The following is a 15,525-nucleotide window of genomic DNA, read 5'->3' as shown; positions in this document are numbered from 1 at the left end:
AAGACTAACCCGGAAGGCGCTTTTCGAGCGGTTAAACCACTGACCATAAAATGGAAAAGATGCAGCGGTAATTTATAGCGGAGGCATTAGAAAGCGCTAACTGCACGGGTAAAGGAAACAGTAAAGCATTATTGCGTAATGTATTGAAAACGCAACTTGTATTAATAACAATAACAATAACAATAACAATAACAATAACAATAACAATAACAATAACAATAACAATAATAATATTAAACCACCTTTAAGGTGCTATATCCCTGTCCGTTTTGCGTAAGCTGAATTTGGGTAGCGATACGCTCTTTCAGACTGTCTACGTGGCTGATGACTCCAATCATCTTGGATGATTCGGCCTGCAATACTTCAAGGGTGTCGAGGGTTTGATCAAGGGTTTCCGGGTCGAGGGTGCCAAAACCTTCATCAATAAAGAGGCTGTTGATTTCAATATTTCGCGAAGCCAAATCAGACAAGGCCAATGCCAGCGCCAGACTCAAAATAAAGGTCTCGCCGCCGCTCAGGGTTTTAATAGAACGGCGTTGCCCGCCCATATGCTCATCAATGGCAACCAGACTGTCATCCTCTTCATCACCCGGCTGATCAATGCGATAGCGGTCTGTAAGCTGTATCAGGCGTTTATTGGCCAAAAGCAGTAATTGCTGCAAGGTGAGATCCTGAGCGAAATTGTTGAATTTGTCTCCTTTAGAGTCGCCGATTAATTCGTTGAGAATGTACCAGTGTCTGGATTCTTCAATACTGGTCTTTATTTCCTGCTGCAGTTGCTCAATGGCTTCTAGGTTTTGTTTTTGGTTTTTAAGCAATCGCGAAACCTCATTAAATGCCGTTTCATTTTTTGTTAGGGCTTCATTATTCTCGTGCTGCTGTTGTTTCAGTTCCTCGAGAGGTATTTCACCGGCGGTTTCTTTTAGGCCGGCAATAGCTTCTTTAAGTTTGGCGTGTAAGGTATTAAGGCGAAGCAAGGCATTTTGTAAATTTTGATGCTCGGTAGCCAAGGCCTGTGCTTCTCCTGCCGGTAAGCGCTGTTGTAGTGCTAGTTCTATTGAGTCGTAGCCTTTTTGCTGCAGTGCAGCAGTCAGCTTTTCGCTCAATTTGCTCAACTGCTCCTGCACTTGTTTTGCTGTAGCCTCGGCTGCTTTTAAAAGCTGCTGTTGCTGTTGCAGGTTTTGCTCATTGCGGTTCCAGGCGGTTTCGATGCTGTTGATCTTATGCTCGAATTCTGAAATTTTCCCGGTAAAGTGTTTTTCGATTTCATGAGAAACATGTTTTCCCTGTTTTAGGAGCGTATTCAGATCTTCGGTCTGACTCTTTAAGGTGTGCAACAGCTTGAGTTCATTTTGCAGGTTTTCAGCCTGATTAAGCTGGCGTTCCTGTTCTTCAAGGCTGTTTTCAAGATCTTTAAAACTGCCTGCGGAAACTTCTTTTAAAAGGTCTTTAAATTCGTTGTCAAATTTTTCCTGCTCGGTTTTAAGCTGGGCAGTCCCAGCGCTGATGCGCTCCTGAATGAGTTTTTCCTGCTTTTCCAGTTGACTTAGCGAGGTTTCGGTGGCCGTACGTTTTTTGGATAACTCGTTAAGTTCCTGCTTTAGCGTGTCAATTGCCGTTTTGAGTCCGTTTTCTGCTAACGGAAGATCTTCGGAATACGGATGATGCAGCGCACCACAGAGGGGGCAGGGCTCATTATCGATTAATTCACGGCGGTAATCACTGAGTTGCTTTTGCAGATTCTCGATCTCCAATTTGTGTTGTTTAGCCTCGAGCTGAGCTTCTTTGAGTTCGATCTGAGTCTTTAACGCATGCAGTTGTTCTGGTAAACCTTTTTGTTGTTCTGTGATTTGTGTGGCTTCGGTTTGCCGTTCCTGAAGGACGCTCTTGAGATGCTCTATTGCAGTGGCGCTTTTTTCAGCCTGGCGCAATTGCTTCAGTTGGTGTTGAAGTTTTTCCTTTTTATCGCTTACCGCCTGATTCTTGAGATCAAAACGGGCTTCAAGCTCCTCATACGTTTTCTGTTTAGTGGTTAGATTCCGCCATACTTCAGCCTCAAAAGCAGCAGTATCGGAAGGATCGCTGTCAAAATGAAGTGGCGATGCCAGACTTTTGAGATGGGTTTTGGTATTGGTAAAACTGGTGGCGATGGTATTGCGCTCCGCTATCAGCTTGCGTAAATCCGTTTTGTAAACTTCCAGCTTTTCTGAAAAATTTTCAGATGAAACATCCAGTTTAAACACTTCGCTGATTTCATGTTTAAGTCGGTTGCGTTCTGCTTCAGCAGTTTTGATCGCCTCGCTTGCTGTCGTGATTTCGCTTTGCTTGTCTTTGACTTTTTCGGTAAGGCTTTGCCAGGTGTTGAGGTCGTCGCCAAATACCTGAATCTCCTGATGCCGCTTGAGTTTGAGTCCTTTTTCAGAATCAAATTCCTGTTGGCGGACTCGTAGCTCCTTAAGTTCGTTTTCGGTTTTAGCCAGCTCGGCTTCTTCCTGCCGGAGTTTGGTTTTTAGATCGATTTCCTTACCCAGACGTTCCAGTTTCGACTTAATTGCTTCACGTGCCTGCTGTAGTTTTTCGGCTTCGCTTTGCTTCAGTTTATAAACTTCCTCGTCTAATAATTGCTCTTTATAGGTTTCAATTTTGCTCTTTTTAGCATCAATAGCAGCTGCACGTTCTTTGTTTTTTAGAAATACTTCCTGCCCGATACGGCGGTAGATTTCGGTGCCGGTTATTTTCTCGAGCAAAGCCCCGCGTTCTTTTTTGGGCACCTGCAAAAACCTTGCAAACTCGCCCTGAGCAAGCACTACACTTTTGATAAACTGATCGTAGCTCAGCCCGATGAGTTCTTCATTCTTAGCAGGAACATCCGATTTTTTGAGGTCTAAAAGTGCTCCGCTCTCCAGATCTTCGAGCTCCATATGGTAGTCCCGTAAATTTCCGGTGCGGGCGGTAGAGATAGACCAGGTAGAAGCAAAAATACCGGCTTTGCAACGGTAGGTTACTTTGGCGAAAGCTTCGCTCTGATTCCGGGTAAGGATCGCGCCTTTTTTCAGGATTTCGTTAGTACTCATTTTACCCAGACGCGGCACCTGATTGAAAAGCGCCAGCGAGATCACATCGAGAATTGTGGTTTTGCCGCTTCCGGTAGGTCCCGTGATCGCAAAAAGACTGTTTTGCAGAAAGGGTTCCTGGGTAAAATCGATATGATGTTCCCCACGCAGGGAATTGATGTTTTGAAAATCAATTTTTAATAATTTCATCGCTTTTTAAATGGTGTTATCGCAGCAGTTTCAGGTTTTTATTCAGCTCTTGCAGGCTTTCGGGCTAAGCGGGGTCTGCGCTGGTTATCTGTTCTACCAGTTCCTGAAAGGCGCGGGTCACTTCGGCTTTGGTTTCGGCATCATAACTGTTTTGCTCCAGCATTTTTGCAAATACTTCACGGGGTTTTAAATCTTCAAGCTTTTGGTGCGAATCAAAGAGTTTTCCGGTTTCGCGAAGTCGGTTTTTAAAGCTCGCACGATGCTTAACGATCTCCATTCCGGGCTTGTCAAACTGCGTCACGAGATCGTCCAGTTCGCTTATGAGCCGCGCGTCAAAATCTTCTTCGAGCAGCTCGACTTCAATCAGATTGGTGAGTTCGCCTTCGGCGGAAAGTATGCTCAGTTTGGCTTTGATTTGATCTAAAGTACCGCTCACTTTTATCAGCTTACGAAAAGCAGGAACAGCGAGGCTTTTCGGCTCAAAACCAGCCTCAGTATCCAATAGTAGTACGCGTTTTTCATCTTTTCGTTCACTAAACGAAAGGGGTAATGGCGAACCGCTGTAAAAAGCGGGAATTGCTGCGCTGATGCGTTGCGGTTTGTGAATATGGCCTAATGCCACATAACTGAAATAGTCGCCAAACTGACTCGCCTGAAACGCCGCCTGATTGCCTATTTGAATGTCGCGCTCACTTTCGGAGGACTCGATGCCTGCGGCATACAGATGCCCCATTGCGATCACGGGAAGACCCGGAAATCGCTGTTTACAAAGCGCGGCTGCCTGCGCAAACACGGCTTCAATGCCTTTGCGAATGGCTTCAATACGGTTGTCGTAGCTCACTCCTTCTTCGGCAGCGCGCAGATCACTATCCCGCAAAAACGGAATCGCTGCTACAATGAGTTCGACTTCACCTGCTTTATTGCGGATAGGGATGAGACATTGAGCGGGATCCTGAGGCATCCCTCCTATAATATGTACGTTAAGGGCTTCGAGAATTTCACGAGGCGCGTCCAGCATAGAGGGCGAATCGTGATTGCCGCCGGTGATGATGATTTTGCAATTGAGGTTGCTCAGCTTTTTGAGTGCCAAATAGTATTGCCTGCGTGCTTCGGCTGAAGGATTGGCCAGGTCAAACACGTCCCCCGAAATCAAAACCACTTCAACCTGATGTTCCTGTATGCAGGTGAGCAACCAGGTTATAAAGCGCTCAAAGTCTTCGTGGAGGTAGTGCTTGTGTAGCTTTTTGCCGATATGCCAGTCGGCGGTATGGAGGATTTTCATTACGGTTTTTTTGCTGCTTTGCGGGAAAACCGAAGTTACAAATTAAGTGACTAATGCCTGCTGTTTCGGGTCAGGTGTATTTAAAAATGTAGTATTTCAGGCTCTAAAACGCCTCTCCAATACTCAGGTAAAAATTGCTTCCGTCTCGTGTAAACGCATAGTCAAAGCGTATAAAGATGTCTTTTTGCTGAAAAAGAAGAAAGCGAGCCCCGGCCCCGGCAGACCATTTCAGGTTGTTCATCTGGATTTCATTCCAACCGTCAAAAACCTCGCCCACACCGGTAAAAACAGTCGCCCCAATACGATTGCTAAACCCCAGTTTAAGCGGCAGAAAACGGTATTCAACCTGAGCGGCAATCTGATTTCGGTCTCTAAACCTTCCGTCAAAATACCCCCGCATAATGCTTTCACCGCCCAGATAGGACAACTGATTAAAAGGCACATCACCTCCGAAGTTAAACTGACCAATGAGCTGTGCGGCCAGAACGTCGTTTTTGCCAACCGGAGTAAAAAAGCGGCTGTCTGAAGTTATAAGTTGGTATTTGACATCACTTTGCCAAAACGGGTTGTAATTGAGATAGGCAAATTCGCTAAAAAAGGCATCCCGTTCGTTAAGCACATTATGGCGCTCATCATATACAAAACCGATACCCATACCAAAATTGGTTGAGCCGGTAGCGCCAAAAGGTAACTCGATATCCAGGGGTTCATCGCTGTCTTCGGGAGACTCAAAACTTACGTTAGTAAGACTTCTGAAATCGGTTTCAAGACCAATGTAAAAGTTGTCAAGAACCTTGCGTAATACGCGCTCTTTAATCTGAATCTGCGTTGCATCTACGATAGCGATATTGTCTTCGGGAACGTCATTGCCAATACCATAATATTTCAAAGGGAACTGTTCAAAATCAAGGTCTCCCAGAAAAAACCATTTGTCCTGATCTGAGTAAATGGCGTGGTTGATGCGCAGGCCGTACTGGCCATTAAACGTAAAAAAGGCATAGGCGTTGATTTCGCTAAGCCTGTTATTGGTGTCTTCATTGGCATAAAAAACCATTAAAGGCACAACACCAAATTCTAAACCCGTTTCAGGACGAACGCCCATAACCGGATAAAAGAGAAATTGTGATTTTTCCTGCGAAACGGTATCGTTAAAGATTTTATTGATGTACCGGGTGATAAAGCCTTTTTTGCGGGAATCTTCCGGAGATTCCTGTGCAAAGGCAGAAAAGCTGAAGCAAAGCAAAAGGCCTGTCACCAGCAGGGTGGGGTTCATAATCTTTTTCATAGGCGCCAAAGTTAGTCCAATTAGTGGTCTGCAGATGATAAATGAATGTTAACCACCGGGATAGGTTTTGACTTCGCAAATTTAACCAAACCCCTAACCCTGAAACCCAAGCCCCCCTTTCCCTGCGACAAACAACCACATTAGCACGGGATTCTACATGGCATCGCGATGGTCTACCCGATACTTTTGTAAGGTATTCAAACCTTTAAAGTAGCTCTATGCGTCTATTTGAAATCCTATTGCTGTTATCGCTCACCATTTTACCGTTTTGCTGGAAATTCTTAGCCCGTAAATTCAGTTCTTATTATTTAATGGGCGGACTCGCTGTATTGGTAATCCTCCACTTGGTCGTTGAAGGCTATCGCTGGCAATTGCTTCCTGCCTATGTGCTTGCCGTGATTTTAGCCGCACGCATAAGATTTGCAAATGCTGAAAATCCGTTTCGATTTTCAGCGCTATCCGTGTTGAGAGGCCTGGGATATGCGTTGCTGCTGGTCCCGGCCTGGGTTTTACCACTGGTTTTACCGGTTTTTAAATTGCCCGAGCCCCGCGGACCTTTCGCCGTAGGCTCAAAAAACATACATCTGGAAACCAACAAACCTGAACCAATCACAGAGAATCTAGAAGACAAACGCCAACTCATGCTCAAAGTCTGGTATCCCGCGATTGCAGATGATGCGCCAACTGAAACCTATGTCCCGGGTGCCGGTCGCGATGCTTTTGCGTTGAAATACGGCCTGCCTGCTTCGGCGCTTAATTATCTGGATTATGTGAAGACCTATGTGCATCCCGAAGCTCCATTTGCCGAAGGACGCTTCCCGGTTTTGATTTTTTCGCACGGCTACGGCTCCAAGGCCACCGGGTATTATGCTTTATTGAGTGAAATCGCCAGCCAAGGCTATATCGTCATCACTATGAATCACACCTATGAAAGCCTGGGAACTACCTTTCCGGATGGGAGTGAAGTGTATTTCGATTACGAGTATCAAAGACAAATTGCCGCAAATCAGATGGAAACTATTACACCCATTCAGCAGGCTTTTCGCGATTCGATCTCCTTTGAGCAGCGCCAAAAGATTGTACGCGATGCCGTGCAAGACTATTTTGAAGGCGATATCCAGGAGCGTTGGGTGCAGGATATGCAGGAGGTTTTAGATCGCTTGCCGCAATGGAATAGCAGCGGATTTCTAAAAGACAGGATGAATCTCAATCAGGTAGGTGCTTTTGGGCATTCGGTTGGTGGGGGAGCGGCGGGCAGGCTTAGCCTTTCAGATGCTCGCATTAAAGCCGGAGCCAATCTCGACGGCATTCAATGGGGAACTAAAATAGATACCCTGTTTCAAAAGCCGTTTTTGTACGTTTCGGCAGACTGGCCTGCGGAGCACGAAGACCTGAACGCACATATTTACCTCAAAAAAAGTACCGACTATTTTTACGAGGCCAAATTGCTGAATTCCGGGCATCCCAATTTTATGGACATTCCGTTTATGGTTCCTGTTTCGGCTTTGGCAGGCACCGGAAGCATTGATGCTGAAGAAGGTATCCACATCGTAAGCGATCTGGTCACAGCCTTTTTTGACCGACACCTTAAAAACGAGACAAACGCCAATCTGGAATCTTTTTCAACATCAAGTCTGCTGGAGTTTCAGATTTTTAAAGGCGATTTTATTCGCCAATAAATGCTATTTTTAGCCGAATACATCCAAGCTTCAGCTATGCGTAAACTTCTGTTTTTCATTTTAGGGTCTTCGTTTCTGATTTCGGCAAACGCACAATCCCGGTTTTCAAAGCAACAGGTCGCCGAAGATTTAGAGGAGCTCAAAAACCTGTTAATCAATGCCAATTACGATGCGTACGCCTATACTACCAAAGCTGAATTTGATTCGGTTTACGATGGTTTAAAAACTGAAATTAAAACAGATTCCCTGAATTTTCTGGAAACGACCAACCTGTTTCAGCGGATGGTTGATGTGGTCAAAATGGGTCATACCTCAATTCCCTTTCCTGCACAATCGTATATCGAATATGTAAGCGGCGGTGGAACGGTTTTTCCGTTAGAACTTACTTTTGAGGACGATAAAAGCTTTGTGCGCAAAAACTGGTCTGCGACTGAAGCACTCCGCCCCGGGACTGAAATTCTCAGCATTAATGGGATGCCCATGCCTGAAGTCTTAGCGAAACTGCATCCGCACCTGGCCGGTGAGCGGGAGTATCTAAAAAACGCGAAGATTGAACTTTTCTCCTTACCCAGAATTTACTGGCAGGTGTTTGGCAGTGTTTCGTCTTTCCAGGTCGAAGCGCTTCAGGATGGGAAGTCCGTCTTAGTTGAAGTGCCTTCTGTAGCCGGTATTGCCGGTTATGAAAGCCTGCGCAATGAAACACTCGACGGCGTTCAGGATTTCCGCTTTATACAAAACAAAGCCTATATGAAATTGGGAAGCTTCAGTGGTGAGGAGGAACACTTTAAAGCTTTTGTCGATTCGGCCTTTACCGAAATACGCAAAACCAAAACCGATACCCTGATTCTCGATTTACGCAACAATTCCGGCGGCAATGACAGCCAGAGCGATTACCTCCTCAGTTATATTGCAGACCGGCCTTTTCGGTGGAATTCCGCCTTCAGTCTTAAAACCAGTAAAGCCCTGAAAGAGCACGTACGCAGCGAGCGCGACACCACCGCTGCGTTTTGGAAGGAAGCTCTCGCACACGCTGATGGTGAAATTTATGATTATGCCTTTGAGCCTTACGAGCCCAAACCCGAAAACCAACGTTTTACGGGAACTGTCTATGCGCTGATCAACCGCCAATCGCATTCTCAGGCGGCCGTCACTGCCAGTCAGCTTCAGGATTACGGTTGGGCGACGCTGGTGGGCGAGGAGACCGGCGATTATCCTTCCTTATATGCTTCCGTGTTTTATGTAAAACTGCCTCAGACGGGTATCGTGGTTCAACTTTCAAAAGGGAAAAGTGTTCGGGTAAATGGGAGTGACGCCGAGGAAGGTGTGATCCCAAATCTTAACATACGCGATCACCTGCTGGATGATAAAGATGAAATTCTCGACGGACTCCTGCACGTTCTTTACCGCTAATCAACGCACAATTAAGCCTTTAAAATTTTCTGCTTTAAAAACGTCACAGGATTGTGTATCTTAGGGCAGCGCTATGAAAACCACTTAAATTCTACGCCTGTACCGGCTTTTGAATTTTAGCAGAACTTCCTTATCGGATTGCTTTCGGTATTCTGGTGTTAACCTTAAACCCTAGTAAAAACAGCGTATTATGCCACAGTACACCTTAACAATTAACAATCAGGAACATCAGGTTGATGTTGCTGCAGACACGCCCATTCTCTGGGTGCTGCGCGATCACTTAAAACTGGTAGGAACCAAATACGGCTGCGGAATTGGCCAGTGCGGAGCCTGTACCATTCACGTAAACGGAAGCGCGGTACGCTCGTGTTCGCTTCCTGTAAGTGCTGTTGCAGGCGGCTCGATGCAACTCACCACGATTGAAGGCTTATCTGAAAATGCAGACCATCCTGTACAACAGGCCTGGCTGGAGGTTGATGTGCCCCAGTGTGGCTATTGCCAGGCGGGACAGATTATGAGCGCCGCGGCTTTGCTGAAAAGCAATCCCAATCCCAATGAAGATGAGATCAAGACCGCTATGAGCGGAAACCTCTGCCGTTGCGGTACATACACACGAATAAACAAAGCAATCGCTCTGGCAGCACAAAAACTATAAGGACTATGGCATTTATTAAAACCAAATACAATCGCAGATCATTTCTAAAGGTTTCGGCGGCGGGAGGTGCCGGCCTGATGTTGCAGTTCAGTTGGCTGCGCGGGATGGCTCAGGACAATAAACCTGCAGAAGAAGCTTTTGATCTTAACGCATACATTCGCGTGAATACAGACGGGACGGTGACTATTTTTTCACCCAACCCGGAGATTGGTCAGAACGTAAAAACCTCGATGCCGCTTATTGTGGCCGAAGAGCTTGATGTCGCCTGGGATCAGGTTAGCGTAGAGCAGGCGCCTTTAAATACCGATAAATATCAGGGCCAAATCGCGGGTGGTAGTCAGTCTATACGACGCAGCTGGGATGGTCTTCGTATGGCGGGAGCTTCGGCAAGACATCTGTTTTTAGCCGCAGCGTCTAAAAAATGGGATATCCCCATTGAAGATTTAATCACGGAAGACGGTCAGGTAAAACACCTGCCTACCAATCAGTTTGTAGCCTATCCCGATCTCATTCAGGATGCTGTGATGATTCCGGTACCGGAAGAAGTAAAACTGAAAGATCCTGCCGACTTTAAGCTGATAGGTACTGCGGTTAAAAACGTAGACGGAATGGGCATCGCTACCGGTAAGCCGCTTTTTGGACTTGATTATATGCGTGATGATGCGCTTATCGCGATGCCGATACATCCACCGGCTTTTGGTCAGAAACTCAAATCTTTTGATGCCACGGCGGCTAAGGCGATGCCGGGTATTCACGATGTATTTACCATTAATACCACGCTGGAGAAACCCCAGTGGTCTGATGTCAATGCCTTTAATGAACTCGTGGTCGTGGTAGGTGACAGCACCTGGCAGGTGATGCAGGCTAAAAAAGCGGTAGAGGTAAGCTGGGAGACTGTTGAGGAGCTTGAAGATACAGCCGGACACCGTGAGAAACTCGAAAAAGTTTTCAGCACCGGAAAAGGAGAAGTGAAGCGTAAGGATGGTGATCCTGATGACGCTTTCGCGAAGGCAGATAAAATTGTTGAGGCCAGCTATTACGGTTCGTTTTTAGCCCACAATACCATGGAGCCGATGAACTTTTTTGCCGATGTACAGGCTGACAAAGCTGACCTGGTTGGGCCTATTCAAACCCCGGAATCGTTGCGTAAATCAGCTTCGGCACTCTTGAATATTCCTGAAGAAAATATTACCGTAGATATGACCCGTATGGGTGGTGGTTTTGGCCGCCGTTTGTATGGAAATTTCGGTCTTGAAGCTGCAGCGATTTCGCAGAAAATAGGCAAACCCGTAAAACTGGTTTACAGCCGGGAAGACGATATGACTCAGGGAACCTATCGACCTTCGTATATGCTGAAGTACCGTGCAGCGCTTGATGCTGATAAGAATTTGATAGGTTTTGAAGTACGGGGTTCGGGAATTCCCGAGAGTCCTATTTTTGAAAACCGCTATCCTGCAGGAACAGTTAGCAATTACAAAGCAGAAAATTTTGGTGTGGAAACCGCAATTTCCACCGGAGCCTGGCGTGCGCCGCGTTCTAATTTTACCGCAGGAGCCGAGCAATCCTTTTTAGACGAGGTTGCTGAAGCAGCAGGTAAAGATCCTATAGAGTTCAGACTGGAGCTTTTTGATAAAGCGATCAGCAATCCGGTAGGGGAGCGCAACGATTACGACCCCGAGCGTTATGCCGGCGTGCTTAAACTGGTAAAAGAAAAAAGCAATTGGGGCGCAGCACTTGACGGTGTTTACCGCGGTGTTTCGGCTTATTACTGCCACAATTCCTACGTGGCTCAGGTAATTGATTTGGTTAAAGATGAAGATGGCAATCCCGTGATCAAAAAGGTTTGGGCCGCTGTTGACTGCGGAATCGTGGTCAATAAAGAAGGCGCTCTTAACCAAATTGAAGGCGGAATCGTGGACGGTCTGGGTCACGCGCTCTACAGTCAGCTTACTTTTGAAAAAGGAAAAGCCATGCAGCAAAACTTTAACCGCTACCGCCTTATTAAAAACAACGAGGCACCGGCAGAGATCGAAGTCTTTTTCGTAGAAAACGGTATTGCACCCACAGGTCTGGGTGAGCCCGGTTTACCACCGGTAGCCGGAGCCTTTGCCAACGCCATGTATAAAGCAACCGGAAAGCGCTATTACCGCCAGCCCTATATGATCCTCGATCAGCAGGAGAAGGTGTTGGGTTGATCTGTAATAGATTCCTTTGTTAAAAAGAAAGAGGCTGTCTAAAAAGCTTTAATAACTTGAGTTGTCAGGTTGAGCCTGTCGAAACCAATGTTGATAATAAGTACGTTGAACATGTTTCGACAAGCTCAATAGGATAAAGCCTTCCTTTTAAGACAGCCTCTTTTCCATTTTAGAAAAAACAAGCACGAATTTTCTAAAACTTATAGTTGAGACTTAACCTGAAGTTACGGCCCGGTTCACTTTGCCAGTAAATGTATGAACCATAATTGGCGCCGCTGTACAGGTATTCATTAAGAATATTGTTGAGGTTAAGCGCTACGCGAAATCGATTATTTTCCCACGAAAGTGCTCCATCCATTCTAAAATAATCCGGTAAATCGGTTTCACCGTCTGCGCCCCAGGCCCAGGTAGAACGATCTGCCAGGTATTGATAGCCCAGTGATACGCCAAAACCCCGGAGTTGCCTTTCCTGAAACTGGTAGTTAAACCAGCCGTTTGTGATGTGTTTGGAAAAACCTACGATTTTGTTTCCGTTTTTGTCTTCTACGTTGGTAAAGGCGTAATTGAGTACGACTCCAAGACCTCTGAGCACCTCACCGCGTAAATCAAATTCAAAACCACGCGAAGTGATATCACTATCTACCTGAACGGAAAAATTTGGATTTTCCCCGGGGACCAAAATTTTATCTTTCGTTATGTTAAAGTATCCTGCGGCTACATTCCATTTACCGTTTCCAAATTCATATTTAAGACCTCCTTCTACATCTTCGGCAGTTACGGGATCAAAGGCATTTCCGTCTTCGCTTGCTCCCTGTGTGGGTAAAAACGATTGATCGTACATCGCATAGGCCGACAACTTATCTAAGATGGAGTATGAAGCGGCGACACGCGGGGTAAACACGTTATCGCTCGAGGTAGAACCGTAGGAGTTGGTGCGCATTTCGGTATAACGACCGGCAAGAGTAAGTCTTAGATCGTCATTAAAAAAACCGAGTTCATCCTGAAAATAATAGGCCAGATAATCACTGCTGAGAAAACCTCCCGCGCGCTGTGTTAAAGGTATAGATCGGTCAAATACGGGAGCAACGGTGAGTGGTTGTGGATTGTAAATATTGAAGGGATTCTCTTCGGTATCAATATCAATTGCCTGAGACCAGTCTGCTATATATTCATTTTTACCAAAGTCGAGTCCTCCTAAAATAATGTGACTAATACCTCCGGTTCTTGCTTTACCGTTTACGAAAACCTGCCCCAGTTTCTTTTCTTCCTCAGCATCCCAGATACCGATGCGGCGAATCAAATCACCATTTTCTTTAACTCCAAACTGGCTGTTAAGCCACAGGCTTGAACCGCTGTGGTTGTAATTGAGGTAAGCCAGTTGTGCATTTACCTTCCAGTTGTCATCCAATTTGTGCTCAAAATTGACGAGGCCGTAATGCTCTTTCATAATTGCGGGACCCAGTTTGGGGTCAGATAAGGTAAAATCACGATCCAGGCTTGCATATTCGCTGGGTGCAAAAACATAGGCCGAACCTATGAGTCGGGTTTTGTAATACTGATAGGTATACTGCGCAGTTACAGACGTTTTATCGTCAATCAGGTATTTTACGGAAGGAGCCAGGGTATAGCGGTTTTGTTCTTCAAAAGCACGGTGGGCTTCCTGGGTGGTACCTGCGCCTACAAAGCGGTATTGCAGTTTGTTATCGTCGGTAAGTTTACCTTCCAGATCAAGCGTGGCGCGCAGCGTGTTGTAGCTGCCGGTCATTAAACCTACTTCACCGTGGGAAACACCGGTTGGTTTTTTGGTCACCACATTATAAAGTCCGCCGGGTTCCCCGCTTGAAAGCATAAAAGCTGAAGGTCCTTTTACCACTTCAATACGTTCTACCAGAGCCATATCTTCGGCAAGAGGGCCCCAGGGAGAAAGTACATTTTGTCCGTTTCTAAAAGGAGGTATGCGGAAACCGCGCATGTTAATCCGGGCAAAGTTGCCCCAATGCTCGATCATCGTAGCCCCACTTACGTTACGCGTAATGTTTTCCATCATACTGATGGACTGCTGATCTTCGATCACATCGGCGCTAATCACCTGAATGTTTTGTGGAATTTTATTCAGTTCCTGCTGTAAACGCAGCGAGGAAGACGGATTGCGTTCTACATATTCAATTTTTCCGGCACCGGAGATGACTACGTCATCCAAAGCACTGATGTCTTCCTGAAGTCGTACGTTAAGGTTTACCGCTCCACTTACTTCAAGTTGCTGGGAAGTAAAGGTCTTATAACCCATTTCAGAAACGACCAGGACATAGTTTCCGTTGATGAGGTTGGTTAAACTGTAAGCTCCTTCCTCGTTTGTAGACGTGCCGTAGTTGGTGTTTTTCAAGTAGACATTGGCGTTGGAGAGTGGTTTGCCGTTTTGATCTGTAACTTTTCCCGAGATTGAATTTCCCTGCTGGGAAAACATGGAAAAACTCAGGAATGCGATTGCTAAAAGCGTAGTTAGTTTTTTAGTTTGCATCGTTAATTAGATTGATTTTAAATTACGAAGCGAATGTATTAATTATTTTTATTTAGAATAAGTAAAAATAGATAGAATTTTTTAAGTTGAAACGGAGGTGTCCAGGTATTTGATTTTAAGAAAATTGTAATGTCTGAAGTACGAGAAAAGTGTAATCCCGAACTTAAAAAGTCTTGTGCCGATTTAATTTTTGGAGGAAAAAGGAACCCGAGATAACAGGTTTAGCTTCTCGATTTGCCTGAAAATGGCCCTAAGATGATTTTATGACATCGAGGAAGCCTTTACTTTTTAGAGTTGTTTTAGGAGGAGATTTTGCGTCAGTGACACGCTTTGAACTTGTAGCTGCAAATCATTGTTGCCTCGCGATTGTATTACACGGCAACAGATGATGCCGAAATTCTAACTTCTTGCCGAAGATGTATTTGTGTGGCAAGTATTACTCAGAATTTAAATTTTTATAGCTGGTTAACCTGACGCTCCTGCGCGATTGTATCGCGCAGAGATTATTCCAGCTTTTTGATAGAGTAATTTTAACTGTCTACCACGCGATGCAATTCCCTATATTCATTGGGACAGGCAGCGCGGTAACATGAGATTAGTTTTTTTATGTTGCTTCTGCGCGATTGTATCGCGCAGATCACATCCGGTTTAAAATTTTATCCCAAGTACTGAAATACCAGAACATTATCTAAAATACCTTTTCCATCTGCATAATCTGCTGCACTATTGTACTTATAGTCTTCCGGGTTTTCAACAAAACCTGCTTTTACCGGATTGTTGTGAACATAAGTTATTTTTTGCCAAATTACATGGTTGCTCCACAGTTCAATGGGCTTGTTGTCGTGCCTCCAGAATTGATACGTGTTAACATTAGATGATTTTTCGGCTCCCTTTTTAAACTGTTGTAGTAAAAACTCTTTTCTGTTTTCTTCTGTATTTTCCTGAATGGCCCTAACGATAGCTTTACTGGTAAAGCGTTTAAAATCTCCTAAAAGCTGTTCCGGCTTTTGTCCTGCAATGCTCCTGAAAATTAAGTGAACGTGATTGGTCATTACACACCACGCAATGATTTCCATACCCTTGTGGGTCTGACAATAATGAAGGCTGTCTACTAAAATATCTTTATAGCTGTCCCTGCTGAAAACATCAAGCCACTCCACTACAGCAAAGCTCACAAAGTATAAACCCTTGGGATTATGAAACTTATAATTTCGGCTCATTTTAGACAGAATTCTTTC

At 45.3% G+C, this 15,525-nt stretch carries 9 protein-coding genes; 4 read left to right on the top strand and 5 right to left on the bottom strand.

The genetic code is table 11. From position 1 onward, the window contains the following. Nucleotides 1-233: 233 nt before the first annotated feature. The 3 genes from ACSSS3_RS01925 to ACSSS3_RS01915 all read right to left on the bottom strand — a co-directional run bounded on the left by ACSSS3_RS01925 (nt 234) and on the right by ACSSS3_RS01915 (nt 5,830). Entirely contained in the window at nt 234-3,263 is a 3,030-nt protein-coding gene (locus ACSSS3_RS01925; RefSeq protein ID WP_442846237.1) for an AAA family ATPase, read from the bottom strand. A gap of 64 nt (nt 3,264-3,327) precedes the next feature. Continuing rightward, entirely contained in the window at nt 3,328-4,545 is a 1,218-nt protein-coding gene (locus ACSSS3_RS01920; protein ID WP_442846236.1) for an exonuclease SbcCD subunit D C-terminal domain-containing protein, read from the bottom strand. A gap of 103 nt (nt 4,546-4,648) precedes the next feature. Beyond that, nucleotides 4,649-5,830 carry a BamA/TamA family outer membrane protein gene (locus ACSSS3_RS01915; protein ID WP_442846235.1) on the bottom strand — a complete coding sequence of 394 codons (1,182 nt, stop codon included), beginning with the start codon at nt 5,828-5,830 and terminating at the stop codon, nt 4,649-4,651. Between the two features lie 218 nt (nt 5,831-6,048). Between ACSSS3_RS01915 and ACSSS3_RS01910 the strand changes: the two genes are divergently transcribed. The 4 genes from ACSSS3_RS01910 to ACSSS3_RS01895 all read left to right on the top strand — a co-directional run bounded on the left by ACSSS3_RS01910 (nt 6,049) and on the right by ACSSS3_RS01895 (nt 11,769). Further along, nucleotides 6,049-7,509: an alpha/beta hydrolase family protein gene (locus ACSSS3_RS01910; protein WP_442846234.1), complete on the top strand. Its 1,461-nt coding sequence runs from the start codon at nt 6,049-6,051 to the stop codon at nt 7,507-7,509. Nucleotides 7,510-7,545: 36 nt separating this feature from the next. Then, nucleotides 7,546-8,919: a S41 family peptidase gene (locus ACSSS3_RS01905; protein ID WP_442846233.1), complete on the top strand. Its 1,374-nt coding sequence runs from the start codon at nt 7,546-7,548 to the stop codon at nt 8,917-8,919. A gap of 190 nt (nt 8,920-9,109) precedes the next feature. Next, nucleotides 9,110-9,574, top strand: coding sequence for a (2Fe-2S)-binding protein (locus ACSSS3_RS01900; protein WP_442846232.1), 465 nt, complete (start codon nt 9,110-9,112; stop codon nt 9,572-9,574). Between the two features lie 5 nt (nt 9,575-9,579). After that, a complete protein-coding gene (locus ACSSS3_RS01895) occupies nt 9,580-11,769 on the top strand; it encodes a molybdopterin cofactor-binding domain-containing protein (RefSeq protein WP_442846231.1) in 2,190 nt (729 codons plus the stop codon). 193 nt (nt 11,770-11,962) lie between these two features. Here ACSSS3_RS01895 and ACSSS3_RS01890 read toward each other — a convergent pair whose 3' ends face one another. Both ACSSS3_RS01890 and ACSSS3_RS01885 read right to left on the bottom strand, forming a co-directional pair. Next, nucleotides 11,963-14,287 (bottom strand): TonB-dependent siderophore receptor, encoded by a 2,325-nt coding sequence (locus tag ACSSS3_RS01890; protein WP_442846230.1) that lies wholly within the window; start codon nt 14,285-14,287, stop codon nt 11,963-11,965. Between the two features lie 656 nt (nt 14,288-14,943). Continuing rightward, a complete protein-coding gene (locus ACSSS3_RS01885; RefSeq protein ID WP_442846229.1) occupies nt 14,944-15,507 on the bottom strand; it encodes an REP-associated tyrosine transposase in 564 nt (187 codons plus the stop codon). Nucleotides 15,508-15,525 lie beyond the last annotated feature (18 nt).

This window comes from Leeuwenhoekiella sp. H156 (assembly GCF_052218455.1).
GTDB classification, from domain to species: Bacteria; Bacteroidota; Bacteroidia; order Flavobacteriales; family Flavobacteriaceae; genus Leeuwenhoekiella; species Leeuwenhoekiella parthenopeia.
This window is presented reverse-complemented; position numbering and strand designations above follow the sequence as displayed.

Excerpts from the sequence above, each read along its gene's own strand:
- ACSSS3_RS01890 (WP_442846230.1), bottom strand. The coding sequence starts at position 14,287 with ATGCAAACTAAAAAACTAACTACGCTTTTAGCAATCGCATTCCTGAGT.
- ACSSS3_RS01885 (WP_442846229.1), bottom strand. The coding sequence starts at position 15,507 with ATGAGCCGAAATTATAAGTTTCATAATCCCAAGGGTTTATACTTTGTG.
- ACSSS3_RS01895 (WP_442846231.1), top strand. The coding sequence starts at position 9,580 with ATGGCATTTATTAAAACCAAATACAATCGCAGATCATTTCTAAAGGTT.
- ACSSS3_RS01925 (WP_442846237.1), bottom strand. The coding sequence starts at position 3,263 with ATGAAATTATTAAAAATTGATTTTCAAAACATCAATTCCCTGCGTGGG.
- ACSSS3_RS01905 (WP_442846233.1), top strand. The coding sequence starts at position 7,546 with ATGCGTAAACTTCTGTTTTTCATTTTAGGGTCTTCGTTTCTGATTTCG.
- ACSSS3_RS01900 (WP_442846232.1), top strand. The coding sequence starts at position 9,110 with ATGCCACAGTACACCTTAACAATTAACAATCAGGAACATCAGGTTGAT.
- ACSSS3_RS01920 (WP_442846236.1), bottom strand. The coding sequence starts at position 4,545 with ATGAAAATCCTCCATACCGCCGACTGGCATATCGGCAAAAAGCTACAC.
- ACSSS3_RS01915 (WP_442846235.1), bottom strand. The coding sequence starts at position 5,830 with ATGAAAAAGATTATGAACCCCACCCTGCTGGTGACAGGCCTTTTGCTT.
- ACSSS3_RS01910 (WP_442846234.1), top strand. The coding sequence starts at position 6,049 with ATGCGTCTATTTGAAATCCTATTGCTGTTATCGCTCACCATTTTACCG.